Raw genomic sequence first — 24,469 nt, forward strand, 5'->3', positions numbered from 1 at the left:
CCGCGATTACCACCCCTACATGTCCCTACGCAGGTACGTCGTCAAGCGACTGTTACTCACCATCCCAATACTGCTGGGTGTGACGGCCATCACGTTCGCGATGGTCCACCTCCAACCCGGTGACGTCATCGACGTACTCGTCGGATTCAACGACGTCAGCGCCGAGACGGAACGGCAGTTGCGGGAACAGTACAACCTCGATGAGCCGATATACGTCCAGTACGTCCTGTGGCTCAGAGACGCCATGGTACTCGACTTCGGACAGTCGTTCATCTCCGAGCGGAGCGTCGGCGAGGCGATTTCGACCCGCCTCCCCTATACCGTGCTACTCGGCATCCTCGCGCTCTTCATCTCCATCGCCATCGGCGTTCCGGCCGGCATCATCGCCGCGGTCAAGAAGGGCGAGCAGGCCGACGAGGTCAGCCGCGTCGCCGCCCTCCTCGGCGTCGCGACGCCGAACTTCTGGCTCGGACTGATGTTGCTGCTCGTCTTCAGCGTCCAGTTGGGGTGGTTCCGAACCATCCCGCCCTCGGACGTGGCGGTGTACGACCCGGCGTTGTTGAAGTTCATGGTCCTCCCGGCGATTACGCTGGGGACGGCCTCTGCGGCGCTTCTGATGCGCATCATGCGGTCGTCGATGCTCGAAGAGTTGAACAAGGAGTACGTGAAGATGGCCCGCGCGAAGGGGCTCCCCGAGCGGACCGTCATCACCAAACACGTCGTCCGGAACTCACTGATTTCCGTCGTGACGGTGGCGGCGCTTCAAATCGCGTTCATCGTCGACGGCGCGGTCGTCATCGAGCAGGTCTTCTCGGTTCGGGGCATCGGGCGCCTCCTGCTCGGTGCGATTCTCCAGCGTGACTTCCCCATCATTCAGGCGTCGGTCCTGATGATCGGTGTGACTATCGTCTTCGCCAACCTCTTGGCTGACATCATCTACTCCTATCTCGACCCACGAATTCGCTACTAAACTATGGCTACGAGAGACAAGACTTCCGAACGCGGCCGGATTCAGGTGACTGGGTTCGACGCCTCGATAGTGACCGAACGCGACGAACTCGTCGACTGGGAAGCAGCCGAGGGATCCAAAAGCGGTACCAGCAGACGCGCGAAAGCGTGGTACCGGTTCAAACAGAACCGGTCGGCGTTTCTCGGCATCGGCATCCTCGCGTTCATGCTGCTCGTCGCGGTTTTCGCACGACCGATAGAGGTCGCCGTCGCCGGCCAATCGATTCCCATCCAGCCGATTCAACTGGCTCCACACAGCACCGACACCAGCCTCATCGCGAGCAACACCCCACCCAACGCCGAACACCCGTTCGGGACGACGCAACTCGGTCGCGACATCCTCTCGCAAGTGATGGTCGGCGCACGATACAGCCTCTCCATCGGCGTCATCGCCGTCGGACTGGCTGTTCTCGTCGGCGTCCCCATGGGCGCCATCGCCGGCTACTACGGCGGCTGGGTCGACGAGGCCATCATGCGCGTCGTCGACATTCTCTATGCGTTCCCCTTCCTCGTCCTCGCTATCGTCATCATTGCCATCCTCGGGCAGGGATTCTGGAAGATGATTCTCGCCTTGGTCATCGTCGGCTGGATTGGCTATGCGCGTCTCATCCGAGGTGAAATCCTCTCGGTGAAAGAAAACGAGTACGTGATGGCCGCGAAGGCGCTGGGCGCCCGGGACAGTTCGATTATCTTCAAACACATCGTCCCGAACGCGATGGCGCCGGTCATCGTACAGGCGACGCTCAACGTCGGCACTATCGTCCTCGCGGCCGCCGCTCTCGGGTTCCTCGGGTTGGGTCTCCAGCCCGGTTCTCCCGAGTGGGGGACAATCCTCTCGGGCGGCCGTGACGCCGTCATTGCCGGGCGATGGTGGGTCACCGTCTTCCCCGGCCTCGCCATCGTCTTCTTCGTGCTCGCGGTCAACCTCGTCGGCGACGGCGTCCGCGACGCGATGGACCCACAGGACACCGGTGGCGACACCGGCGGAGGGTTCCGCTGATGACGCTTCTGGAAGTCGAGGACCTCCGGACGCAGTTCTACACGGAGGACGGTGTCGTGCGGGCGGTCGACGGCCTCTCGTATCGCATCGAGCGCGGCGAGAAGTTCGGTATCGTCGGCGAATCGGGCGCCGGAAAGTCCGTCGCCTCGCTGTCGTTGATGCGACTCATCGACGACCCCGGTCGCGTCGCCGGCGGGTCGATTCGGTTCTACGAGGAGTCGACAGTCGAGCGCTTCGAGCGGAAGTTCCCCAAGCGCGTCGTCGACGTGGCGGACCTCCGTGCGGAACACGACGTGACCGAACTCGTCGACCAACTGCTCGAGGAGGGTGTCGCGCCGTCGTCGATAGCCGACGACCGAGTCGACGCCGACGCTGACGCGGCGACGGTGGTCAGAGACGGCGACGTCGGAATGCGCGACTTGGTCGATAGTCGTTACGGCGTCGACCTCGGTATCGTCGACGAGGACGCCGTCGTCGTCCACGACGGCTCCGAACGCTACATCGAGATTACGCGCGCCGACGGCGAACCGTTGCGCCAACTCCGTGGGAACCACATAGCGATGATTTTCCAGGATCCACAGACGGCGCTCAATCCGGTGTACACCATCGGCGAGCAGATTTCCGAGGCCATCCGGACACACATGGACCTCGACAGCGCCGCCGTCAAGGACCGCGCCATCGACATGCTCGACCAAGTTGGTATCCCCGACCCCGAGAGTCGATACGACAACTACCCCCACGAGTTCTCCGGCGGCATGCAGCAGCGGGCGGTCATCGCCGTCGCGCTGTCGTGTGACCCCGACCTCATCATCGCGGACGAACCGACGACGGCGCTGGACGTGACCATCGAGGCCCAGATTCTCGAGTTGCTCGACGATTTGACGACCGAGACGGGAACCGCGATTCAGATGATTACCCACGACCTCGGCGTCGTGGCGGGCGTCTGTGACCGCGTCGCGGTGATGTACGCGGGCAAGCCGGTCGAAATCGCACCGGTCGAGGAACTGTACTACGATCCGAAACACCCCTACACCGTCGGCCTGATGGGGTCGATTCCCCGCATCGGGGACGGGCGTGAACGGCTCGACACCATCCCGGGGACGATGCCCGACCTCGTGCAGGTGCCGCCGGGCTGTAGTTTCCACCCGCGGTGTCCGTACGCCGAGGAGGCGTGTACGCGGAAGGAACCGAGCCTCACCGAGGCCGACAGCGGTGACCGGGCGGACCCCGTCGACGACGACGCACACGCCGCGGCGTGTCTGGAGTACACCGACGACCTCCAACAGGGCCTCGACTACGAGGTCCACGTCGGCGAGGGAATCGAGACGGGCGCCGGCGGCGAGACGACGGAGGAGAACCAATGAGTGCTGACGACCCCCTGATTCGAACGGAGAATCTCACCAAGTACTACTCGACGGAGAGCGGCTTCCTCGACCGACTGCTCGGCGAGGACAAGGACGTGAAGGCCGTCGACGGCGTCGACATCGAAATCAAGGAGGGTGAAACCCTCGGTTTGGTCGGCGAATCGGGCTGTGGGAAGTCCTCGCTCGGTCGAACCCTGTTGCAACTGGAAGACGTCACCGCCGGGTCGGCATACTACCGCGACGGTGACAAGGAAATCGACCTCGCGCAACTGTCCAACAGCGAGATGCGGGAGTACCGCAAGGACCTCCAGTTCATCTTCCAGAACCCGTTTGCGAGTTTGAATCCGCGGCTCACCATCGCCGACATTATCGGCGAACCGCTCGACGTTCACGGCCTCGCAAGCGGCGACGAGCGACAGGAGCGCATCGAGGAACTGCTCGAAACCGTCGGGCTACAGGCGAGTCACGCCGGCCGGTACCCCCACGAGTTCTCCGGGGGCCAACGGCAGCGAATCGGCATCGCTCGGGCGCTCGCGGTCGACCCCGATTTCATCGTCTGTGACGAACCCGTCTCCGCGCTGGACGTGAGCGTTCAGGCCCAAATTCTCAACCTCCTCATGGACCTCCAAGAGGAGTTGGGACTGTCGTATCTGTTCATCGCCCACGACCTCAGCGTGGTCGAGCACATCGCCGACCGCATCGCGGTGATGTATCTCGGCGAAATCGTCGAGGTCGGCACGCCCGAGGAGGTGTTCACCGAACCACACCACCCATACACCGAGGCGCTGCTGTCGGCCATTCCCGAACCGGACCCGCTGTGGGAGAGCGACCGCGTCCTCCTGAAGGGGACGGTCCCCTCGCCGATGGACCCACCCTCCGGCTGTAAGTTCCACACTCGGTGCCCACGCGTGATTCCGCCCGAAGGAATGGACATCGGCCAAGAGGAGTTCCGCTCCATCATGGACCTGCGGGTCCGTATCGCCGACCGCGAAGTGGGTATCGAGTACGCCTGGGAACAGGTCGAAGAGCGCAATCCCGGAGCGAACCGGGCGGACCTCCGCGAGGAGTTCATCACGGAACTCCGCGAACACGAACTCGACACCGAACCCGACGGCGTCCACCGCCGGCGGGTCGACGAGGCCATCGAGTTCCTTGCGGACGAGGAGTACGAGGCCGCGGGCGACCTGCTCCGGGAGCACTACGAGAGCGTCTGTGAGACCCGAGAACCGACGCTCGGCGACGGCGAGAATCCCAAGTCCTGTCACCTCTTCGATGTGGACGAAACCGGCGAAATCCCCGACACCGCGGGCGATGCACACGACGGCGCTGTCGGTGCCGACGACTGACTGTGGTCCGTACGCTTTTGTTCGCTGCAGTGTTACTGCGGGTGGATGCGCCGCATCTACGAATCGCGGGCGCTGGAGTACGACGACGAGGACCCCTACGCTCCCAAGCGAACCTCCGACGACGAACGGTCGCGGAAGCCCATCGATTGGGCGTCGGCCAGCCACGCCTTCGTTCCGATGCGACTCAGGCCGCGAGCGGTCGGCGTTTCAGTCGAAACCAATCGACAGCGATACGAGTCCGACGAACCGGTTCGCTTTCGCGTGTCGTTCCGAAACCGCGTTCCGTTTCCCATCGCGCTGCGAACCGATTCGCCGGTCCGGTGGACGTGGAGCATCGACGGCGTCGACGAGGCCAGTCGGGTCACGAACCACCCCGACGACGACAGCCTCTTTCGGTTTTCGCGCTCGGAGACGAAAACGTTCGAGCGGTCGTGGTCCCAGCGATTTCAGGAGTCCGCCCGACGCTGGGAACCGGCGTCGCCCGGCGAGTACTCACTTGCGGTTCGAGTCAACGTTCCGGATGCCGACGACAAGGGGTTGACTGACGAAACGACGTTCACAATCGAGTAAGCAACCACGACCTAACGTCGTGAAGTCGTCCGCGAACTACTCGCCTGCGGACCGAAACCGATTTTCCGGGGACGGTCGGAGGTACTGATGCGCGAGGGTGGCTGAGCCTGGCCAAAAGCGGCGGACTTAAGATCCGCTCCCGTAGGGGTCCGTGGGTTCGAATCCCTCCCCTCGCACTTCGTCGATGAACGTTCCGTGAGTGGCGTGTAGCGACAGCGGAGCGCTGCGAACGTCACCGTGAATCGCCAAATCATCGGGGGTTCGAACCCTGCCGGTCGCAGCCCACAGAGCGAACGCAGTGAGCGAGCAGGACCGTCCGGCTTCGGTTCGAATCCCGACGCGGTGACACGGCGAAATCGTGTTATCGACCGTACCGTGGAACGAACCGAACAGACACGCCTTCTCACGACGCCCTTTTGAGGCACAACGCCGTATCCGAATGCAATGACTGACGAGCTTCCGGAGCGCGCCGTTCGGGCCTTCGAGAGCCACGACGCCTTCGAGCGAAACGGCGAGTGGTTCGAGGTAACGACGACGCGATTCGACGGGCGGGCGACTGCCACCGAAACCGACGACTGGGACATCCGGTATACGATTGAGGTCCGTGCGCCGATGCTCTCGGCGGCGACGGAGGGCCCGGTCGGGTCGGCCGTCGAGGACGGGTGGTTCGAGACGTACGAACTCCGACTGGAAGACGCCCACATGGCCGTCCGACAGGACGTGACCTTCGACGACCAGCGGGTTATCGAGGAATCCGACGACGCGGTCGCGATTTTCGAGTTCGAGTGGGGCAACGCTGACCACGCCCCGGCGATGGTGAAGGCGATGGCCGAGTACGTCGAGGGGACGTACATGGAGGGAATCGTTCCGGGCTACGACTACGTCCAGCCGGTTTCGGAGATGCTCTCACAGGCCCGACAAGCCGACGGCGATGGGCAGGGGAGCGGCCCGATGCCGCTCTGAGGTCGGTCGCGGCTCGAAGTCCGCTTTACTTCCGCTCTACCACCTGAGCCTTTTTAGCCGGTGGCGGACACAGCTACGGTATGTCCGATTTGGGCGACTTCGCCGACCACGACCCCGACGATACCGGTGGGGAGGAGACGGCCACCGACGACGATTTCGAGGCCGTCTCGGTGACGCCGGTCGGAACCGACCGGGGAATTGGGACGCTGTCGGCCTCCGAGGGGCTGGTCATCAGCGAGGACGACGACGAGACGCGGCTCCGGGCCTACATTACGGTCGCAAACCGCTCTACGGTCCGTATCGGGAGTTACCTCATCGCCTCCTATCCGGACGGTGAACGGCTCTTCTGCCGCATCGTCGCACTGGAGTACGCCCAGGAGTTTCGCTCCGACGACGCGACGGAAATCCACGCCCGACGAGCGATGCGCCGCGAGGAGGTCGACGAACAGGACTACAAGTTCATGGCGACGCTCGAACCGGTCGCGGTGTTGTACTCGGAGGGCGGCGAACTCAAACGTCGGATGACCGACCGGGTTCCAAAACCGGAGACGGTGGTCCGGCAGGCCGAGGACGACGAGGAAATCAAGACGGGGTTGAAAATCCCCGCCGAGGGTGTCTTCCTCGGTCACCTCTCGGTCGGCGGCGAGAAGGTCCGCACTGCGGCCGAACCCCCGACCATCGACTACCGCCTGAAAGACGACTACGAGGCCGGCGACCCACTCGTCTTCCGACACACCCTCGTCGCCGGAGGGACGGGGTCGGGGAAGACCCACGCCGCCAAGAACGTCCTCCGGCAGTATCTCGCCGAGGACCGTCGCTACCCAATTGAGGACGGCCGCGACGTGGCGCCCGCCGTCGTCCAGTTCGACCCCCAAGACGAGTACGCTCAGATGCACGACGACAACCCCGACATCGACGCCGACTACGAGCGCCGCCTCGAACGGGAGGGCGTCGCCCACGGCGGCGTCGCGGACACGAAGGCGTTCGTCCCGACGGTCGGCGACGCGACGTACGCGGCCTCCCACCACCGCGCCGAGCAGGTCGAGTTCACCATCCCCTTCTCGATGGTTCGGAATCGACCGTGGCTCATCGCGGGGTCGAAACTCAACGACAATCAGTACGGGGCGTTGCAGTACCTGTTGAAGCGCTTCTTCGACCAACACGGCTCCGGCGGCACGTACAGTCAGTTCATGTCGTTCCTCGATGACCCGGCGTTGAAGGAGGAACTCGACGAATCCGGCCGCGTCCACGAGGCCACCTTCGATGCGGTTCGGCGGCGGGCGTTCGGTTTCGGCAACGTGTTCGACCAGGACGCCCGGCCGATTACCGACCTCGTCCGGGAGTTCGTCCGCCCCGGTGGCCTGACGACGGTGCCGACCTACCACCTCAACGACTCGCGGGCGACCACGACGGTCGTGTTGGCGGTCGCCTCGCTTCTCGTCGACGAGAAACTCTCGAACGACCCTTCCTTCGAGCGCATCAAGGAGACGCCGCTCGTCTTGGGAATGGACGAGGCGCACAACTTCCTCACCGACGCCGACAGCGTCCAGGCCGACAAGGTCATCGGGAAGTTCTCCGAGGTCGCAAAGCAGGGCCGCAAGGAGCGTCTCGGCCTCTTTCTCATCACTCAGGACCCCCAAGACATCGCCGACCCCATCTTCAAGCAGGTGAACACGACGGTCGTGCTCAACCTCGGCGACGAGGACGCCATCAAGGCCGTCAACATCCCCTCGAACCTCGAAGGGAAGGTGCCGTACATGGAGAAGGGACAGATGGTCGTCTACTCGCCCGATAACTCCGAACCGGTCGAACTCATCGGGTTGCCGAGGTGTCTGACTCGCCACGGGCAAGACTGACCTTTATCACCGGTGCCATCGTCGGTTCTCGTATGCGTGTCCTAGTGCCGATGGACGGTTCCGAGCAGTCGTGGCGAGCCTTCGAGTACGCGGCCGAGCAGTTCCCCGAGGAGACCATCGTCTGTCTGCGGGTCATCGATCCGGTACAGGCGGGCTACGGCATCGGGGTCGGTGAGGCTGCGGCGGCCGGCGAGTGGCTCGATGCCCAACAGGAGGCCGCCGAGCGAATGTTCGAGGATGTCGAGGAACGCGCCGAAGAGGCCGGCGTCACCGCGGAGACGATGACCAAAACCGGCCGGCCGGTTCGCGCAATCACGGATGTCGCCGAGGGCTGTGACCACGTCGTCATCGGGAGCCACGGCCGGGAGGGTGTCTCCAGAATCCTGCTCGGTAGCGTCGCCGAGAGCGTCGTTCGTCGGTCGCCGGTGCCGGTGACGGTCGTTCGGTAAGATAGAGCATCCGCGAGGCGCGCAACGCGCGCCGAAGCAGTTCACTGCGCGCGAAGCGCGCAGGACCGAGGGCCGACCATAGGGAGGCCCGACGTGTCTTTTTCACGAACGTTCGCCAGAGCGAAGCTCTGACGCAGCCCATCAGAAATCTCCGATTTCTGAGGACGTTTTTGCCGGGTCGGCGCAGCCGACCCGTGCAAAAAGGTTCCTTAGAAAATATTCGCCTGCTGGTACACCGAAATCCCGTCGCTCGTGATTTCGTAGGGTTTCGTCTCACGGGAGTGGTTGGCGTTCCGTATCTTCTGAATCTCGACGGCGAGTCGGGTTTCGCGGAACTCCGAGCGGACGTACTGCAGGACGAACACCCCGTCGGTGAGGTACTCGATGATGCCGTGGCGGGAGGCGTAGGGGTTGCCTTCGCTGGCCTCGCTCGTCAGCATCGTCGTGACGCCAGCCTTCTTCAGCGACCGGGTGAAGTCGAACACCTCGGTACGGCGCTCGGCTTGGTTGTCGTACATCATCTCCAGCAGCGACACGGAGTCGAGAACGAGCCGTTGGGCGTCGAACTCGTCGACGAGTCGGGGGAGGTCACCGCGGATGGAGGCGAGACTGTTGGCCATCTCGATGGGGTCCAAATCGACGATGGCGAGTTTGTCGTCCTCAATGTACTCGTCGAAGGGCCACCCCTTCTCGGTTGCGGCCTGGACGACGGCTTCCTTGTCTTCCTCGAGCGTGATGTAGATGGCTTTCTCGCCGTCCTCGATGCCACTTTGGAGGAACTGGAGGCCGAACGTGGTTTTCCCGGTCCCGGCGGAACCCATGACGACGAGCAGCGACCGCTCTGGGACGCCGCCCTGAATCATGTCGTCGAGCCCTTCGATGCCGAGGTCGAGGCGGGGAATCTCGGATTCGAACTCCTCTTCGAAGCCGTCGCCGTCGCCGCCCTCGAAGGCGGTCGCGAAGTCGTCTTCGAACAGTTCGTCGTCGCCGTCCTCGAACGGTTCGTCGCTGGCGCTCTCGAACCAGTCGTCCTCGTCGCTCATGTTCGCCCCCGCGACTCAGGCATACATCAGCGTGTTATTTCGCTACAACGTTAATGTTACCCGTCGAATCGCAGTCCGTGGGGCTTTTTGTCGTCGGGTGGCGAAGCACCGCCGATGCACGTCGGCGTCGTCGCCCAACAGGACAACCCGCGGGCCGCCGAGCTCGCCGACCGGATACGGCGGAACGTCGACGCTTCGGTTTCGCTGGACGCGGCGACGGCCGAAAGCCTCGACCGCGAGGGAATGGCGGTCGGTGCGTTCGTCGACTGCGACCTCGTCGTCTCCATCGGCGGCGACGGAACGTTCCTGTTTGCCGCCCGCGAGGTGACGCCGACGCCCGTCATGGGCGTCAACCTCGGCGAGGTTGGCTTCCTCAATGCGGTTTCGCCCGGAGAGGCCGTCGAAGTCGTCCAGCGAGAAGTAAAGCGGTTCGAACGCGGCGACCGAACGTATCAGGAACTCCCGCAGGTCCAGGCCGAAGGCGACGGGTGGTCGCTGCCCGCGGCGGTCAACGAGGTGTCGATTCTCGGGCCACAGCGCGGTCGGAACAACGGTGTCGGCATCGAGGTGCGCGTCGACGGACAACTGTATTCGGGGAGCCGTGCCGACGGCGTGTTGGTGTCGACCCCGACCGGGTCGACGGCGTACAACCTCAGCGAAGGTGGGCCGCTGGTCCATCCCGACGTGGCGACGCTCGTCGTCACCGAGATGTGTGCGGAGGGGCCGATGCCCTCGCTTGCTGCGCCGCTGGACGCCGACATCGTCGTCCGCGTCGAAGAGGCCGACCACGCCTTCGTCGTCGCCGACGGCCGGACGCGACAGCGGGTCGACCCACCGACGAACGTCCGACTGCGCCGCGCCGACGACCCCGTCAGAATCGCGGGGCCGCCGCTGGAGTTCTTCACCGCGCTCGGGAAACTGGCCTAGCGGCAACCGACCGAATGCCCCTTTCGAAAGCCCTAACGGCGTTCCCGACGTTTTAAATACCAATGAGTCAGCAGCTGCCGGACGTACAGGCGTCGAGTCCCGACGTGAGCGTCGGTCTCAACCGCGTGGGCGTGACCGGCGTCGAGAAACTCGTAAAGCTCCACCGCGAGGAGGACCGCCCCATCGTGTTGATGGCGGAGTTCGAGGTGTTCGTCGACCTCCCGAGTTGGCGGAAGGGCGCCGACATGAGCCGGAACATGGAGGTCGTCGACGAGATGCTGGAGGAGGCCGTCTCCGAACCGGCGATGCGCGTCGAGGACGTCTGTGGCGACGTGGCCGAACGTCTCCTCGAAAAACACGACTACACGTCGAAAGCCGAGGTGCGGATGGAAGCGGAGTACATGATTCGCGAGGAGACGCCGGCGACGAACCGCCCGACGCAGGCGACGGCGGACATCATCGCGTCGGCGACCGCCACCGAGGACGGCACCCGCGAGGAAATCGGCTGTCACGTCGTCGGCATGACGGTCTGTCCCTGCTCGCAGGGAATGAGCGAATCCCGCGCCCGCGACGTACTCGCCGACCTCGATGTCGACCGCGAAACCGTCGACGCGTTCCTCGAAGAGGTACCTCAACCCGGTCACTCCCAGCGCGGCCACGCGACGCTGACCGTCGAGACGTCGGGTGCCCCGAGCGTCGACCTCAACCGACTCATCGAGGTGGCTCGGGACTCGATGAGCGCGCGCATCTACAACCTCGCAAAGCGCCCCGACGAGGACCACATGACCTTCGAGAGTCACAGCGACGCGAAGTTCGTCGAGGACTGCGTTCGCGCGATGGCCGACGGACTGGTCGAGGCGTATCCGGACCTCCCAGACGACGCCGTCGTCTACATGGAGCAGTCCAACGACGAGTCCATCCACCAGCACAACGCCCACGCCGAGCGAGTCGCCGAGTTCGGCCAGTTGAAGTCGGAAGTCAACGACGACTGACCGGCCTCACTCCGCTCGTGGGAGTTTCACCGTCACGCAGTTCCCACAGTCGGGAACGTACTCGAAATTGAGGGTTCCGTCCGAAAGGTCGACTATCCAGTAGACGAGCCACAGCCCGAGACCGGTGCCGTGATACAGGTCGCTTGGCTCATCTTCGCCGAACAGCGGTTCGAACTCGTTTCGAGGAATCGGTGAAGCGTTGTCGAGGATTTCAAGCACGACGCACTCCGATTCGACGTGGAGTTCGACCTCGATATTCGGGGGACCGTCGGCGTGTCTGATTGCGTTTTCGAGTAACTCGTGGATGGCGCGGTCGATTTCCGGTAGCGAGACGACTTCGGCCGAGGCGGGTGTGTCGGCAGTGATGATGGCGTTCGGCGCCACCTCCGCTCCGAACTCCTCGACTTTGGCCCGGAGCGTCGAAGCGAGGTCGATACACTCCACGTCGCCGACACCGACGAGTACGTCGACGATTTCCCGCTCTTTCTCGGCCGTTTCGAGCAGTCGCCACCCCGTCTCCAGTATCGTCTCCATCCCCTCTACGACCGTCCCGTCGGCCCGTTTCCGTGCCAACTCCGCGTGCCCGAGGATGACGTTCATGTCGTTGCGGAGGTTGTGTCGGAGGAGGTTGTCCATCACCTGCAGTTGTCGTTCCCGGCGACGGCGGTCGGTGACGTCTCGCGCGAAGCCGACGATGCGGGCGATGCCGCCGTTCTCGATGACGGGACGTGCCTGCACCCAGACCCACCGGCGATACCCTTTCTCGGGGTTCACGCGGTACTCCATGCTCCGCGGCGTCCCGTTCGAGAGCTGTTGCATTCCCTCGACGACGCCGTCTCTGTCGTCCGGATGGATGCCGTGGAGAAAACTCGTCGGGTCGGCCTTGACGCGTTCGACGGACATCCCCCAGAGGTCCTCGAAGGCGTCGTTGACGAACAGCAACTCGCTCCAGTCGGCGGAAAACGTCCACAGCACGTCGTCGGTGTTCGCCGCGAGTTCTTCGAGGCGAATCTCGGTCTCGCGTTGCCGGCGTTCGGCCTCCTTTCGGTCGGTGATGTCCCGAGAACTGACGACGTAGCCGCCGAGCGTCGAGTCGAGGTGGTTTTCGACGCGGCTCTCCAGCCACACCCACGAGTCGTCCTTGGCTCGGTGTCGGTATTCGATGGTTTCGGTGTCGTCGACTTCCCCTTCGAGGAGTCGCTGGAAGGCCTCCCGGACACTCCCGCGGTCGTCGGGGTGTATGTATTCGAAACTGTTGGTCCCGACGAACTCCTCGGTTGAGTACCCTAACAGACGCTCGACGGCGGCGTTGACGTATCGATACACGCCGTTCTCGTCGATGACGACGATTTTGTCTTGGGCGTGGTCGAGTAAGGCCCGCAGTTTCTCGGGGTCGTCCATTCGGTCCTCCCCGATAGTTCGACACCGAGACTCAAGTTCGTTCCGGCCGGCTCGGTTGGAAAGTTGTGGTCTTCGGCCGGAACGACTAGAACGCCAACTCCTCGGCTTTCTCCCACCGTGGTTCGAACTCGGTTCTGACGTTCCCGGCGAACTCCCGGTCTTTGAGGTCTATCATGGCGAACACCTCTTGGCTCTTCAGTGGGTGCGGCACCTCGATGACGACCTCGTTTTCGTCGACGAGGGTGAACGTCCCGGAGACGTTCTCGCTGGTCCGGACGGAGAAAGCGTCGTGTTCTGTCAGGGTACTTCGGTAGCGCTCGCCGATGGATTCGGGGAGGATGGGAACGAGGTCGGGCCGCATCAGCAACTGCACATCGACGCCGCGGTCGAGGGCCTGACTCAACTCGTCGACGATGAGCGTGCCAACCTTGTCGATGTCGAAGAACTGCTCGGTGTACGTCGACAGCACCATCACGATTCTGGAGTCGGCCGCCGAGAGCCGTTCGACGAGGAGGTCGACGGTCTCCTCGGGGCCGACGGCGGCGGTCCAGAAGGTCTCCTCGACCGGTTCGGCGGTTTCGAGCTCGCCAGTGAGTTCGTCGACGATGTTCTCGTACTGGCTGGCCTTCTCGTTGAGTTCGCGCTTCTTGTCGTCTAAAAGGCGGTCGAGTGCGGTCGTCGGCTCGACGGCGACGTACTTCTTCGGCCGAGAGGCCGACTGCGAGCGGACGAGGTTATACTGTTCGATGCTGTTGAGTACGTCGTATATCCGGCCCATCGGGACGTCGCTGACCCGTGACAACTCTTTGGCGGTTGTGGGGCCGGTTTTCAGCAGTGCTCGGTACGCCCGAGCCTCGTACTCGGACAATCCGAGGTCTCTGAGACTTGCCATTACTCGCCTCTCTCCCTCGGGGAATATAAACACATCGTAAGTTTAGGCACGGTTGGAGTTGTTGTTACGATAGACACACGTCCCCACGGAACGGAGCGCTTTCGTTAGGGACTCGGCCCTTCGGAGGCGCGTTCGAGGAGTTCGTCGGGAGTCTCCGCCGGAACCGTCTCGGTTCCGCTCCGAACGACGACCGCGTTTTCGCGGTCCCCGGGGACGACCACCTTCTCGTGGTCGGCGATGCGGAGTGCGGCGCGGTGGAGGTCCGTCCCCGCGGCGGGCGTCCGGACGACGAGCGGGTCGTAGTGGGCGCGGGCAGAGGCGGCCGCGTAGCCGGCCACCTCGACGCCCATTCGGTCGTAGGCGCCGGCGAAAGACCCGAGCGCGTCCGTCGCGGCGGTTCGGTATCGGTCCTCGTCGGTCAGCGCCCACAAATCGAGGAGCGCGTCGGCCATCTCCGCGTTGGTCTCCAGTGGCCGGAGCGGTCGGTCGAGCAGTCCGGCACCCTTCGGGTCGCCGTCGAGGAACGCGCCGTCGTCGACGAGGCGGTCGATGGCGTCGTCGGCGACTTCGCGGGCCGGCGCGAGCCAGCCGTCGGGACCGGTCACCTGTGCGGCGGCGGTCAGTCCCGACAGCACCCGCGCGTGGTCGGCGAGCAATCCGGTTTCGCTATCCTCGCCGTCGAAGTGGGTGATGTGGCCGTCATCGACGAGCGTATCGAGAATGAACTCCAGTGCCCGCTCGGCGTAGCGGGTCGCTCCCTCGTGGTCGGTGACGGCGGCGAAGCGGAACAGCGCCTCCGCGGCCATCCCGTTTCGGTCGGCGAAGACGGTCGTATCGACGTGTGGTGGGTCGGCCTCCTCGCGGTCGGTCGGTTCCAAGAGGTAGTAGTCGCTGTCGGCTTGGCTGGCGGCGAAGGCCTCGCCGGTCCACGCTGTCGTCGTCAGGTAGTCGACCGTCCCCTCGGCGGCGTTGTGATACGATTCCTCGCCGGTGTAGAGATACCCCGAGGTGAACGCTCCGAGGAGGGCGGCGTTCTCGTCTGTGAGTTTCTCGCGGTGGGGTTCGCCCCAACTCCGGTTCTCCGCGAAGCGATAAAATCCGCCGTCGTAGGTGTCATAGAGGTGCGTCTGGACCGCTTCGAGCGTCCGCTTTGCCCGCTGTCGGTCGCGTTTGAGTGCGAACTCGATGGTTTGGGGAAGCGGGAACTTCGCGCCGGTTCCCCACCCGCCGAACTCCTCGTCGAAGGCGGCGGCGACCTGTTCGACCATGTGCGCCTCGATGTCGGCGGTCACCTCGCCGCTCGGGAGGGCCTCACCGGACAGCGCCCGCGGGACGCTGCCCGCGGTCGCGCCCTTCGCATCCCAGGACTCCCGAACGCTGTCGAGCACCTGTCGCATCCCATCGAGGCCGAGATACGTCGCCCCCGACAGCACCTCGCCGTCTGGCGTCAGGAACACCGTCGTCGGGAACCCGCCCATGTTGTACCGTTCCCGAACCCGGGGGTTGCGGTCGATGTCGACGCGGACGGGGACGAAACTGTCGCCGATGTTGGCGGCCAGTTTCGGGTCCGAGTACGTCTCCTCGTCCATCCGGTGGCACCACTCACACCACGGCGCCGTCAGCGAACACAGTACGGGCTTGCCGGTACGGTCGGCGGCCTCGAACGGGTCGGGACCCCACTCGTGCCAATCGACGAGCGTGCCGTCTCGGAAGGTCATGGCTGTCCTTTCGGGCCAGTTGGGGAAAGCGCTTCGAAGTGCGAAAAACTGTAGCGGATTGCCGGCAGTTCCGTTTAGTGGTCGGTTGTTGTGACACGGGGCATGTTCCGGAGATCCTCCCGACTCTCGGTCCGACGCGCCCTCCTCGTCGCCGTCGTCTGCGTCGGCGTGGCCTCAGTTGCGGCCGTCGGCATCGCCTCGGCGGACGGCACGGCCCAATCCGACGCACCGCGCTACGAACCCGAGGAAGCGGGCAATGCGACCTTCGAGTTCCTCGAAGCGGAAGACCACCACCCTGGCACCGACAACGCCAGCGTTCGATATACGCTACGGGGTGGCGATGTCTTCGAGGACATCGGTGCGTCGGACGGCATCGCTCCGGACCAACTCATCATCGAAACGGACGCGGTCGACCACAGCGACTGCGAGGCGACGAACATCGCGACGTTCGGCATCGACGAGGACGGCGACGGCGAGACCGAACAGGAGTTCCTAAGGGAGGGTGGACAGGTGGCTTCGGGGACCGCATCGAAGTCTGGTTCTACGATGGCGAGGATTTCGCGGGCGACCCACCCCACCTCGAGCGCGAGGACCGTCTCGTCCTTGAGTTGAGCGACGAGGCGCCGGGCGGCGCGTGTGCCGACACCACCGAGGAAGTCGGCTGGTACGCCGCGGATGTGTTCCTCAACGGCACCGGCCCGGAGGGAACCGACACGGAAAACGGGTCCTTCGGCTTCACCGTCGAGACGAACGAAACCTACGTCTGTCCCTGCGACAACGAGAGCCACGCACGACAGCAGTTGGGCACGGAGCCGTATCCGGGAAGCCCGACCCCGACGCCGACAGCGACGGCGACTCCCACCGCAACCCCAACCGCGACAGCGACTTCGACGCCAACGGCGACACGAACGTCAACACCGACAGCGACGCCGGAACCGGCACCGACGGAGACGTTCACGCCACTCCCGACGGAGCCACCGGAAACGCCGACCGCCGACCCCACCGACACTGACGACGCCTCGCCAACGGCGGCCGACGGGGCCGGGTTCGGCTTCACGGTTGCCGTTGTCGTGGCGCTTCTCGTAGCGATGGGGCTTCGACGACGCGCCGACTGAATCAGAAGAGGTCGAAAAAGGGGTGGTTAGTCTTCCAACACGAGCACGCGGAGGATGTCGCCGTAGGCCGGCCGCGTGATGAGGACGCCGATGAGGACGCCGACGATGGTGATGATGGCGAACCCTTGGAGGTCACCCAAAGACAGCACCGCCAGCGGCGACATGGCGATGATGGTCGTCGCCGCAGCGGCGCCGATGACCCAGAACGCCTTCTTGAACCGCGATTCGAAGACGCGTGAGGTCCGAACCTCACCCTGTTGCATGATTTCGTCGGCGATTATCACGAGGTCGTCGACCCCGGTCCCGATGACGGCGATGAAGCCGGCGATGTGAGAGAGGTCAAGCGGTAACCCTACTGCGGCGGCGAACCCGAGCAGGATGTACACCTCCGCGGCGGCGGTGAGCAGCATCGGTGCCGCAACCTCGGCTCTGCGGTATCGGGCGAACACCACGAGCGCGACCGCGCCGACCGCGGCCGCGCCGGTGGCAAGCGACAGCGGCTTGAACCGCTCGGCGAGACTCGGCAACAGGAAGTACGTCGTTCCGCGGTTGTCGATGTCGAGTTCCGTCGGGAGCGCCCCCGCGCGGATGTTGAGTTCGAGTTCGCGGGCCTCCTCAAGGCTCGTCGTCGTCGTCTGGTACTGTGGGTTCTCGTCGAAAGAGCCGTCGCGGAACGACGCCGAGAGGTCGCGATTGATTCCCGCAGCGAAGACGACTTCGCCGTCGAGGACGGTCAGGAGACACCGACCAGGGTTGTTATCCTTGTTTTCGGCCAGCGACTCGTTGAGGTCGTAGTTACAGTTGGTTCCGCCCTGCTGGTCGAAGCCGAAGTCGCGCATCGCTTGGCCGAACTGCGGTCCCGCTTGCTCGGTGAGCGTCACCGGAACGAACGTTCGTCCCTGCTCTTGTGTCGCGCCACCGATGCTGGCGAAATCACGCTGGGTCAGAAGCGAGACGTTGCGGTACGTGCCGTTCTCGCCCGGGAACAGCGCGACGGTTTCGACCTGTCCACGGTCGCCGATGAGGTCGATGACTTCCGAACGGTTGGCGTTCGGCACCTCGACGAGCATGAACTGCTGGCCCGGCGAGGCGATTTGCGTCACGGTGCCGCCGGGGAGACCGCCCTGGCTAATCTTGTTCGTGAGCACGTCTTCGGCGCGGTCACGGGTGGTCTGGGTGACTCCCATCCGGATGTCGTCTTCACTCACGTCGAATCCGGCCTCGGCGAGGGCGGCGGCGAACTCCGATTGGTTCGTGTTGCCGACGAAGCGGTCGTCGAACACCTCGACGGTGTTGCCTTCTGCGTCGGCGCGTACGTCACCCGCCCCGAGGTCGAGCTCGTCCCGCACCGTCCGCTCGATGGCTGGTTCGTCGTCGACGCTGAACTCCAAGCCGCTTGCAGTCATCCCCGCAAGCGGCGCGCGAACTTGGGTACCACCGGAGAGTTCCAGCCCGAACTTGAGGTTCGTGTACTCCGAAGTGGTCGAATCCGCAGTCGCGTTCGCGGCGGTCGCGTTCGCCCCACCCGAACCGCTACCGAGCGGTGCAAACACCGCAATGGTGCTGACGAGGACGAACACGACGAGCAACCAGATACGCCAGTTCTCTCTAAGTTCCAGATTCATTGTGCGATTCCCTCGTATTTGTAGTAGCGAAGCAGACTCACGTTGAGCAGGTAGGTGTTCATCAGGTCGGCGGTGAGGCCGAACACGAGCACGATGCCGACCTGCGGCAACAGCGGAATGCCGAACTGGCCGGCGACAATGGTCATCACGACCATCGCGGCGATGGAGGTGACCGTCATCGTCACCCCGGTCCGCATCGCGCGGAACGTCGATGTGTAGAAGTCACCGTGTCGCCGCAGGACGTGGTTGTTCAACAGCAAATCGGAGTCAACGGAGTACCCGATGAGCATCAAAAGCGCCGCGACCGTGCCGAGTGTCAACTCGATGTCGAACAGTCGCATCAGCGCGAGCGGAATCACGATGTCGGAGAACGCGGAGGCGACCACGGCGATGGAGGGGACGAACGTCCGGAACATGAGGAACACGAGCGCAGCCATCCCCGCGAAGGCTATCGCGAGGCCGATGAGGGCCTGTGTCTGGGACTCGGCGGCGAAACTCGCCGACCGAGTGCCAGATGACTCTATCGTGTAGCCCTCATTCTCCGCCTGCGTGCGGAGCGTTTCGAGGTCTTCGTACTCGCCCTCTTGGAACTCGACCATATAGGAGTCGCCTCCCGCCGTGCCGACCTGCGTGATGGAGGCGACCGGTTCGTCGAACGTCTCCCGTATCTGGTCGGGCGAATCAGTCGTTTCCACCTGCAACTCGGCGCCGCCGGTGAACTCGATTCCGAGCGTCACCGGCGACCCCGCTATCGCTGTCGCGACGACGAGAATGCCGAGGGCAACCGCCAACAGCCCGAGCGGGAGGGCTATCAACTGACGGTTGGTGTAGTCGGCGTAATCGACAGTCGGTACCGTCAGGTCCATGCCGTTCGGTGTGGGGGCACCTCGAATAAGGGTTGTCGTTCGTGTCTCGAAAGGGTTCTCGGCGGTCGAACTCCGAGTCGCCGAACCGCACCCTTCAACACCGCCGGGTCCAATCGTCGGACATGTCCGCGACGCTGGAGCGCATCGTCGTCTACCCCGTCAAATCACTCGACCCACACGACACGATGGAGCGGGCGACGGTTCGGCCGGACGGCGGCCTCTCGTATGACCGGGAGTTCGCCATCGTCGACGCCGACGGCAACTACGTCAACGGGAAGAACGACCGCCGCGTTCACCAACTCCGGTCGTGGTTCGACCCCAAAGCCGGCCGGCTGACCCTCCGGGCGAACGACGGCGACCCAACGGCTTTCGACCTCGAGGATACCGGAACCATCGAGGCGTGGCTCTCGGAGTACTTCGAGCAGCCAGTCGAACTCCGCCGCGACGAGGCCGGGGGCTTTCCTGACGACACGCTCGCTTCGGGTCCGACCGTCATCGCCGAATCGACCATCGAGGCGGTCGCTGAATGGTTCGACGATATTGATGCCGACGAGATGGAGCGACGGCTCCGACCGAACCTCGTCGTCTCCGGCGTCGAACCGTTCTGGGAGGACCGGCTCTACCGCGACCGCGAGACGGCAATCGGCTTCCGAATCGGCGACTGTGAGTTCCTCGGGTCGAACCCCTGTCAGCGCTGTGTCGTCCCCACCCGAGACCCCGAGACCGGCGAGGAGACGCCCGGCTTCCGGGAGACGTTCCACGAACAACGCGAAGCGACGCTTCCGGCGTGGGCCTCGGAGGCGTGGTTCGACCACTACTTCCGCCTGATGGTCAACACGTTCGTCCCCGAGTCGACGGTCGGAAAGTCGCTCCGAGTCGGGGACGATATCGAGATACTCGGAGAACGGCCATACCCGGCCTGAGCGCCGAGACGGTGCGTCAGTTCGGAGCAGTTCTTTTGATGAGGGGCTGTCAACCCCTGCCGTATGAGCGACGACGGTGCGGCTGTCGACGGCACCGATAGTGGGACGGGGCGGAACGAAGACTCCGAGAACGGCGAGGCGTATCCCGACCTGTGGCTCGACCAGTTCGCGAGCTATCTGGGCTTCGGCCGTCTCGCGGCGCTCGTCGATGAGGACTTGCCACCGTCCTACGTCTACGCCACCACCACGATCGTCGGATGGCTCGCAGTCGTCGTCGGATACAGCGTCTACACTGGGACGCCGACGATATACGAGACGAATCCGTACTTCCTTCTCCAACCGATTGCGCTTCTCGTCGCGGTGTACGGCTCACACTCGCTTCGCCGCTCGTATGCCGACGTGATGGACGAGATGCGGATTCGGGACCGCGCGGAGAAACCGGAACAACTCATCGACATCGTACCGGAGTGGCTCCCGTGGTCGCTGTTCGCCTTGACGGCGGGTATGCAACTCCTGCGTACGTTTCTTCTCGACCTCACGTCGTTCTCGGCGACGGAAATCGTCGCCAACGTCTTCGTGTTCCCGTTCGTGTATGGGCCGATACTCGTCCAGTTCCTCTCGATATACATCGCTATCGAGTTCATCGCGCCGTGGCGGCTGACGAACTCCGAAGTCGGCATCCACTTCCTCGACCCACACGGCGTCGGCGGGCTTCGACCGCTCGGGGAACTCATCAAGAAGGCGTATTACTACGTCGTCTTCGGGCTGGTCGTCTACGCGCTGATAACGTACGCACCGGTGCTCGGCAGCCCGGAGCAGGAGGTTTCTGCGGCCGCCAGCACCATCTTCACCGCGGTATGGGTTCTCACCATCGCGACCATCGGCTTCGCCGTGTTCATGCTTCATCGGTTCATGCACCGGGAGAAACATGACGAGATACAGCGCCTCGAAGACGAACTCCGGTCGTACATGGTAGACCCCTGGGACGTGACGAAGTACACCATCGAGGACGGCAAGGAGAAAGAGGCCGAGGACATCCGCCGCCGAATCGAACAGGTGAGTTCGACGAGCGAATATCCCGCGACGTTCAACATCTGGTCGCAGTTGCTTCTCAGCGTCGCGATACCGAAGGCCGTTCAACTGCTCTTGTCGACGCTCTGAACCGCTAGGGCAGATACCGGACGCTGACGACGCCATCGTCGCTCCGAATCTCGACGCGGTTTACGCCCAGGCGGGCCGCCCGTGCGAGCGTGCCCTCGTCGTCGAGGACATCCTCGACGGCGGCTTCGGTTTCGGAGTCGGGAACGGTCAGGACGTGGAGTTCGCCCGTTCCGGCGCGCTCGCGCGTCGTCAACTCGCCTTCGGGCTGTTCGGCGGCGATGTCGCGTTCCTGTTTCGTCGGCGGTTCGGCGCTGTGTTCGACCGAGAGCCGACAGCGGCTCTCGAAGTCGACGAGTCTGTACTGTACCTCCATCGGCGGTTCCGGGGCGACCGTTCCTTCGATCACTTCCCGCTCTTCGACGCCGGGATTCTCCGCGAGCGTGTGGACCTGTCCGCGGTCGACGTCCTTGAGGACGGCCGACTCGGCGTCCGCGTGGGTCACGAGGAACCGACCTTCCTGCTCTGTCATGGATGGATGAAGGCGCTCGGGGCTTTTCCGCGTTTCGAGGCTACCGGAGCCACCGATGGACCAGATAAATCAGGGCCGCGCCGGCCAGCGGTATCGTCCAGGAGAACACTTCCGGAAGGGCGTACAGCGCCTCGACGAGCGGTGCGGCGAGTCCGCTCGGGTCGGGTCGGGCCGTCACCTCGCCGTCGAGTTCGAACTCCGCGGGCATCGAGGCGATGGCGCCCAGATACAGCGTCACGACGTAGACGGCGCCGGTGACCGCAAGCGCGAAATCGTACCGTGAGTCGTCGCCCTCTCGGCGGTGGTGGCGGGCGACGAACAGGACGGGCGCGAGAAGCGGTGCGACGACGACGAACCCCAAAAGCAGGAACACCGACCGGACGAACGTGATTGTTCCCCCGCCGAACCCCGCGGTGTTGGCGATGGCGACGACGAGTGCGAACGTGAAGAACACGCCGAGAATCGCGGCCAGCAGTCCGCCAATGACGACGTAGGCCCGGAAGAGCCGAGAACGGCTCCGTCTGAAGGCGTAGGGGAACGCACCGAGCAGTCCCGAGTACCCGTTGCTCATCGTCGGCCGTAGGCGCGTCCGCCGAATAAACCGCCCGGTTGCGGGCGCTTCTCTGTGCCGAGCAGACACGACCGAGGGGTATCGGCAACGCCTTTGTTGTTCGACCCGCCGCTACCACCATGCACATCGACTTCGGCAACGCCTTGTCCACCGAGACGACACACGGCGTCTCGGAGGCGTCCTTACAACGCCTCGACGAACGCGTCGTCCGCGCCCACGACCGCATCGAGACCGGTATCGAGGACCGCGAGTTCGGCTATGCGTGTCTCGCACTCCCGGAAGACACCGACGCCGACGCTATCCGCGAGGCAGTCGCGGGGTTCGACCCCGAAGCGGTGTTGACCGTCGGCATCGGCGGGTCGTCGCTCGGCGCCGACACCATCACCGCCGCGTTGGGCCTTGAGGGCCACTACACGCTCGACAACATCGACCCCCAATACACTCGACGGCTACTCGACCGACTCCCGCTGTCCGAGACGCTCGTCAACGTCGTCTCGAAGTCGGGAACGACCGCAGAGACGCTGGCGAACTTCCTCGTCGTTCGGGAGGCGATGGCCGACGCCGGTGTCGAGTGGACCGACCGAACGGTCGTCACGTCGGGCGATTCCGGGCCGCTCGTGGAGTTGGCCGAAACCCACGACCTACCGACGTGTCGCGTTCCGGAGGGGCTTCCCGGCCGGTTTTCGGCGCTGTCGCCGGTCGGTCTGCTTCCGGCGGCGGCGCTGGGCGGCGACATCGAGGCCGTTCTCGAAGGCGGTGCCGAGGGCCGAGCGTCGCTGGAACCGTCGCTGTTCGACTGTCCGGCCTACGCCTACGGCGCCGTTTCCTACGCCCTCGAACAGCGCGGCGCGACGACGAACGCCTTCGTCCCCTACGCCGAGGACCTCGAACCGTTCGGGGAGTGGTTCGCCCAACTGTGGGCCGAGAGCCTCGGCAAGGACGGCCTCGGGCAGACGCCCGCCCGCGCCCTCGGTGTGACCGACCAACACTCCCAACTGCAGTTGTACCGGGCCGGCCGGAAGGACAAACTCGTGACGCTCGTTCGGCCCCGGGAACGGACGGACATCGACATCCCGGAAACGAACGTCGAGGAGTTGTCGTACCTCGGCGGCGAGACGCTGGGCGAACTGCTCGACGCGGAGTTCGAGGCGACTGAAGCGTCACTCGTCGCGGCGGGGCAACCCAACGTCCGCATCGAAATCGACCGCCTCGACGCCCACGGCGTCGGTGAGTTGCTGTACGGAATGGAGGCGGCGTGTATCCTCGCCGGCGAATTGTCCGGTGTGTCGACGTTCACACAGCCGGCCGTCGAGTGGGGGAAACGCGCCGCGCGCGGACTCCTCGGTGCGGGGGAGTTCGAGGAGGCCGAGGCCGTCAAGGACAAGACCGTCCGACGCGTCGAGTAGTCAGACGAGACCCACGGCGTTGGCGTAGTTCGACCCGAAGACGACAGCGTTGTAGACACCGTGGGCGACGGCCGGAACGACGAGGTTCTCGGTGTGTTCGTACGCCGCACCAAGGGAGGCACCCAGAAGGAAGAGGACTCCAAGGGTCGTCGCGAGACTGGCGTCAAGCCCGCTTGTCGCCCCGTAGGCTGGGATGTGGACGAGCGAGAAGACCAAGGCAGCGACGGCGACCGCGGGAGTGGCACCGAACACCTCCCGGAGGCGGGTCTGGATGACGCCCCGGTAGAGGAGTTCCTCGGCCGGACCGGTGACGAGCACCGAAAGCGGGATGAGCGGGAGCAACAGCGCGGGGTTCGATTCGGCCTGTTGGGAAACGGAGTGTTCCGTCGCCGACAGTCCGAGTTGGTCGATGAGGAAACTCGCCCCCGCGAGGACGGCGAAGAGGCCGACCGTCGCGATGACCGCCCAGCCGAGGTCCCGGAGCGTGGGGCGTCTGATGCGGAGATACGACCACGAAACGTCCCTGAATCTGAGATACACGACCGCGACGCCGACGAGGCCGATACCCTGTCCGACGAGTGAGAGGGCGCTGGTCAGCGGTGAATCCGACGTAATCGGAAGGAATGCGCTGGCGATGCTGATGACGATGAGGCCGACGACGGCGCCGATGAGAAGCCCGACCAATCCGAGGAAGGCGACGCCGCCGACCGCGAGGGCCGGCGAGGACCGTTCGGCGGAGACGCTCATTGGTTCGTGTTGGGGCTTCGAGCCGATTAACCTTGTCAGTCGAGTCGTCCGTCCGTC

24 protein-coding genes and 1 tRNA gene are annotated in these 24,469 nt (G+C 64.4%); 16 read left to right on the forward strand and 9 right to left on the reverse strand.

Annotated features, from left to right (window positions below):
• The first annotated feature begins 19 nt into the window (after positions 1-19).
• The 9 genes from NMP98_RS17000 to NMP98_RS17040 all read left to right on the forward strand — a co-directional run bounded on the left by NMP98_RS17000 (position 20) and on the right by NMP98_RS17040 (position 8,556).
• On the forward strand, positions 20-970 hold the full coding sequence (locus NMP98_RS17000; protein ID WP_254859045.1) for an ABC transporter permease: 951 nt from the start codon (positions 20-22) through the stop codon (positions 968-970).
• Positions 971-973: 3 nt separating this feature from the next.
• Positions 974-2,008: an ABC transporter permease gene (locus tag NMP98_RS17005; RefSeq protein WP_254859046.1), complete on the forward strand. Its 1,035-nt coding sequence runs from the start codon at positions 974-976 to the stop codon at positions 2,006-2,008.
• Positions 2,008-3,372, forward strand: coding sequence for an ABC transporter ATP-binding protein (locus NMP98_RS17010; protein WP_254859047.1), 1,365 nt, complete (start codon positions 2,008-2,010; stop codon positions 3,370-3,372). Before NMP98_RS17005 ends, NMP98_RS17010 begins: the two co-directional genes overlap by 1 nt.
• On the forward strand, positions 3,369-4,718 hold the full coding sequence (locus NMP98_RS17015; protein WP_254859048.1) for an ABC transporter ATP-binding protein: 1,350 nt from the start codon (positions 3,369-3,371) through the stop codon (positions 4,716-4,718). The genes NMP98_RS17010 and NMP98_RS17015 overlap by 4 nt, the downstream gene beginning before the upstream one ends.
• A gap of 45 nt (positions 4,719-4,763) precedes the next feature.
• A complete protein-coding gene (locus tag NMP98_RS17020; RefSeq protein WP_254859049.1) occupies positions 4,764-5,288 on the forward strand; it encodes a DUF7974 family protein in 525 nt (174 codons plus the stop codon).
• A 91-nt stretch (positions 5,289-5,379) separates the two neighbouring features.
• Positions 5,380-5,464 (forward strand) — tRNA-Leu (locus NMP98_RS17025).
• A gap of 268 nt (positions 5,465-5,732) precedes the next feature.
• Positions 5,733-6,251, forward strand: a complete 519-nt coding sequence (locus tag NMP98_RS17030; RefSeq protein WP_254859050.1) for a DUF5813 family protein — start codon at positions 5,733-5,735, stop codon at positions 6,249-6,251.
• Positions 6,252-6,331: 80 nt separating this feature from the next.
• Positions 6,332-8,107 (forward strand): ATP-binding protein, encoded by a 1,776-nt coding sequence (locus NMP98_RS17035; protein ID WP_254859051.1) that lies wholly within the window; start codon positions 6,332-6,334, stop codon positions 8,105-8,107.
• Between the two features lie 32 nt (positions 8,108-8,139).
• Entirely contained in the window at positions 8,140-8,556 is a 417-nt protein-coding gene (locus NMP98_RS17040; protein ID WP_254859052.1) for a universal stress protein, read from the forward strand.
• Between the two features lie 209 nt (positions 8,557-8,765).
• Here NMP98_RS17040 and NMP98_RS17045 read toward each other — a convergent pair whose 3' ends face one another.
• Positions 8,766-9,599 (reverse strand): KaiC domain-containing protein, encoded by an 834-nt coding sequence (locus NMP98_RS17045; RefSeq protein WP_411911619.1) that lies wholly within the window; start codon positions 9,597-9,599, stop codon positions 8,766-8,768.
• Positions 9,600-9,713: 114 nt separating this feature from the next.
• Between NMP98_RS17045 and NMP98_RS17050 the strand changes: the two genes are divergently transcribed.
• The gene (locus NMP98_RS17050; protein WP_254859053.1) at positions 9,714-10,526 is read left to right on the forward strand and encodes an NAD(+)/NADH kinase; all 813 of its coding nucleotides are present in this window, start codon (positions 9,714-9,716) and stop codon (positions 10,524-10,526) included.
• A 62-nt stretch (positions 10,527-10,588) separates the two neighbouring features.
• Positions 10,589-11,518, forward strand: coding sequence for a GTP cyclohydrolase MptA (gene mptA, locus NMP98_RS17055; RefSeq protein ID WP_254859054.1), 930 nt, complete (start codon positions 10,589-10,591; stop codon positions 11,516-11,518).
• Positions 11,519-11,524: 6 nt separating this feature from the next.
• On the opposite strand, the gene NMP98_RS17060 is transcribed toward mptA, so the two are convergent.
• The 3 genes from NMP98_RS17060 to NMP98_RS17070 all read right to left on the reverse strand — a co-directional run bounded on the left by NMP98_RS17060 (position 11,525) and on the right by NMP98_RS17070 (position 15,529).
• Positions 11,525-12,919, reverse strand: coding sequence for a PAS domain S-box protein (locus NMP98_RS17060; RefSeq protein ID WP_254859055.1), 1,395 nt, complete (start codon positions 12,917-12,919; stop codon positions 11,525-11,527).
• Between the two features lie 85 nt (positions 12,920-13,004).
• Complete coding sequence (locus NMP98_RS17065; RefSeq protein WP_254859056.1) at positions 13,005-13,811, reverse strand: TrmB family transcriptional regulator; 807 nt, start codon at positions 13,809-13,811, stop codon at positions 13,005-13,007.
• 104 nt (positions 13,812-13,915) lie between these two features.
• Positions 13,916-15,529 (reverse strand): DUF255 domain-containing protein, encoded by a 1,614-nt coding sequence (locus tag NMP98_RS17070; RefSeq protein ID WP_254859057.1) that lies wholly within the window; start codon positions 15,527-15,529, stop codon positions 13,916-13,918.
• 102 nt (positions 15,530-15,631) lie between these two features.
• Here NMP98_RS17070 and NMP98_RS17075 point away from each other — a divergent pair, with 102 nt between their 5' ends.
• Positions 15,632-16,141: a hypothetical protein gene (locus tag NMP98_RS17075; RefSeq protein WP_254859058.1), complete on the forward strand. Its 510-nt coding sequence runs from the start codon at positions 15,632-15,634 to the stop codon at positions 16,139-16,141.
• On the forward strand, positions 16,138-16,644 hold the full coding sequence (locus NMP98_RS17080) for a hypothetical protein (RefSeq protein WP_254859059.1): 507 nt from the start codon (positions 16,138-16,140) through the stop codon (positions 16,642-16,644). Before NMP98_RS17075 ends, NMP98_RS17080 begins: the two co-directional genes overlap by 4 nt.
• A 26-nt stretch (positions 16,645-16,670) precedes the next feature.
• Here the strand turns inward: NMP98_RS17080 and NMP98_RS17085 are convergent, their stop codons facing one another.
• Positions 16,671-18,269: a preprotein translocase subunit SecD gene (locus tag NMP98_RS17085; protein ID WP_254859060.1), complete on the reverse strand. Its 1,599-nt coding sequence runs from the start codon at positions 18,267-18,269 to the stop codon at positions 16,671-16,673.
• Positions 18,266-19,135: a protein translocase subunit SecF gene (gene secF, locus NMP98_RS17090; RefSeq protein WP_254859061.1), complete on the reverse strand. Its 870-nt coding sequence runs from the start codon at positions 19,133-19,135 to the stop codon at positions 18,266-18,268. Before secF ends, NMP98_RS17085 begins: the two co-directional genes overlap by 4 nt.
• Before the next feature lie 122 nt (positions 19,136-19,257).
• Between secF and NMP98_RS17095 the strand changes: the two genes are divergently transcribed.
• Both NMP98_RS17095 and NMP98_RS17100 read left to right on the forward strand, forming a co-directional pair.
• Positions 19,258-20,058 carry an MOSC domain-containing protein gene (locus tag NMP98_RS17095; RefSeq protein WP_254859062.1) on the forward strand — a complete coding sequence of 267 codons (801 nt, stop codon included), beginning with the start codon at positions 19,258-19,260 and terminating at the stop codon, positions 20,056-20,058.
• Positions 20,059-20,121: 63 nt separating this feature from the next.
• A complete protein-coding gene (locus tag NMP98_RS17100; RefSeq protein WP_254859063.1) occupies positions 20,122-21,219 on the forward strand; it encodes a hypothetical protein in 1,098 nt (365 codons plus the stop codon).
• A gap of 4 nt (positions 21,220-21,223) precedes the next feature.
• On the opposite strand, the gene NMP98_RS17105 is transcribed toward NMP98_RS17100, so the two are convergent.
• Both NMP98_RS17105 and NMP98_RS17110 read right to left on the reverse strand, forming a co-directional pair.
• Entirely contained in the window at positions 21,224-21,688 is a 465-nt protein-coding gene (locus NMP98_RS17105; protein WP_254859064.1) for a DUF5812 family protein, read from the reverse strand.
• A gap of 40 nt (positions 21,689-21,728) precedes the next feature.
• The gene (locus tag NMP98_RS17110; RefSeq protein ID WP_254859065.1) at positions 21,729-22,259 is read right to left on the reverse strand and encodes a DUF8056 family protein; all 531 of its coding nucleotides are present in this window, start codon (positions 22,257-22,259) and stop codon (positions 21,729-21,731) included.
• A 119-nt stretch (positions 22,260-22,378) separates the two neighbouring features.
• On the opposite strand from NMP98_RS17110, the gene NMP98_RS17115 reads away from it, so the two are divergent.
• Positions 22,379-23,665, forward strand: coding sequence for a phosphoglucose isomerase-related protein (locus NMP98_RS17115; protein ID WP_254859066.1), 1,287 nt, complete (start codon positions 22,379-22,381; stop codon positions 23,663-23,665).
• Here the strand turns inward: NMP98_RS17115 and NMP98_RS17120 are convergent, their stop codons facing one another.
• Positions 23,666-24,412, reverse strand: a complete 747-nt coding sequence (locus tag NMP98_RS17120; protein WP_254859067.1) for a CPBP family intramembrane glutamic endopeptidase — start codon at positions 24,410-24,412, stop codon at positions 23,666-23,668. It lies immediately after the preceding gene.
• Between the last annotated feature and the right edge of the window lie 57 nt (positions 24,413-24,469).

It is taken from the genome of Natronomonas gomsonensis, from assembly GCF_024300825.1.
GTDB classification, from domain to species: Archaea; Halobacteriota; Halobacteria; order Halobacteriales; family Haloarculaceae; genus Natronomonas; species Natronomonas gomsonensis.

Bases quoted from the DNA above. Each gene is read 5' to 3' on its own strand.
- NMP98_RS17110 (WP_254859065.1), bottom strand. From the start codon at position 22,259: ATGAGCAACGGGTACTCGGGACTGCTCGGTGCGTTCCCCTACGCCTTC.
- NMP98_RS17005 (WP_254859046.1), top strand. From the start codon at position 974: ATGGCTACGAGAGACAAGACTTCCGAACGCGGCCGGATTCAGGTGACT.
- NMP98_RS17000 (WP_254859045.1), top strand. From the start codon at position 20: ATGTCCCTACGCAGGTACGTCGTCAAGCGACTGTTACTCACCATCCCA.
- NMP98_RS17010 (WP_254859047.1), top strand. From the start codon at position 2,008: ATGACGCTTCTGGAAGTCGAGGACCTCCGGACGCAGTTCTACACGGAG.
- NMP98_RS17120 (WP_254859067.1), bottom strand. From the start codon at position 24,412: ATGAGCGTCTCCGCCGAACGGTCCTCGCCGGCCCTCGCGGTCGGCGGC.
- NMP98_RS17040 (WP_254859052.1), top strand. From the start codon at position 8,140: ATGCGTGTCCTAGTGCCGATGGACGGTTCCGAGCAGTCGTGGCGAGCC.
- secF (WP_254859061.1), bottom strand. From the start codon at position 19,135: ATGGACCTGACGGTACCGACTGTCGATTACGCCGACTACACCAACCGT.
- mptA (WP_254859054.1), top strand. From the start codon at position 10,589: ATGAGTCAGCAGCTGCCGGACGTACAGGCGTCGAGTCCCGACGTGAGC.
- NMP98_RS17020 (WP_254859049.1), top strand. From the start codon at position 4,764: ATGCGCCGCATCTACGAATCGCGGGCGCTGGAGTACGACGACGAGGAC.
- NMP98_RS17030 (WP_254859050.1), top strand. From the start codon at position 5,733: ATGACTGACGAGCTTCCGGAGCGCGCCGTTCGGGCCTTCGAGAGCCAC.
- NMP98_RS17100 (WP_254859063.1), top strand. From the start codon at position 20,122: ATGAGCGACGACGGTGCGGCTGTCGACGGCACCGATAGTGGGACGGGG.
- NMP98_RS17085 (WP_254859060.1), bottom strand. From the start codon at position 18,269: ATGAATCTGGAACTTAGAGAGAACTGGCGTATCTGGTTGCTCGTCGTG.
- NMP98_RS17015 (WP_254859048.1), top strand. From the start codon at position 3,369: ATGAGTGCTGACGACCCCCTGATTCGAACGGAGAATCTCACCAAGTAC.
- NMP98_RS17045 (WP_411911619.1), bottom strand. From the start codon at position 9,599: ATGAGCGACGAGGACGACTGGTTCGAGAGCGCCAGCGACGAACCGTTC.
- NMP98_RS17070 (WP_254859057.1), bottom strand. From the start codon at position 15,529: ATGACCTTCCGAGACGGCACGCTCGTCGATTGGCACGAGTGGGGTCCC.
- NMP98_RS17065 (WP_254859056.1), bottom strand. From the start codon at position 13,811: ATGGCAAGTCTCAGAGACCTCGGATTGTCCGAGTACGAGGCTCGGGCG.
- NMP98_RS17105 (WP_254859064.1), bottom strand. From the start codon at position 21,688: ATGACAGAGCAGGAAGGTCGGTTCCTCGTGACCCACGCGGACGCCGAG.
- NMP98_RS17095 (WP_254859062.1), top strand. From the start codon at position 19,258: ATGTCCGCGACGCTGGAGCGCATCGTCGTCTACCCCGTCAAATCACTC.
- NMP98_RS17060 (WP_254859055.1), bottom strand. From the start codon at position 12,919: ATGGACGACCCCGAGAAACTGCGGGCCTTACTCGACCACGCCCAAGAC.
- NMP98_RS17035 (WP_254859051.1), top strand. From the start codon at position 6,332: ATGTCCGATTTGGGCGACTTCGCCGACCACGACCCCGACGATACCGGT.
- NMP98_RS17050 (WP_254859053.1), top strand. From the start codon at position 9,714: ATGCACGTCGGCGTCGTCGCCCAACAGGACAACCCGCGGGCCGCCGAG.
- NMP98_RS17115 (WP_254859066.1), top strand. From the start codon at position 22,379: ATGCACATCGACTTCGGCAACGCCTTGTCCACCGAGACGACACACGGC.
- NMP98_RS17075 (WP_254859058.1), top strand. From the start codon at position 15,632: ATGTTCCGGAGATCCTCCCGACTCTCGGTCCGACGCGCCCTCCTCGTC.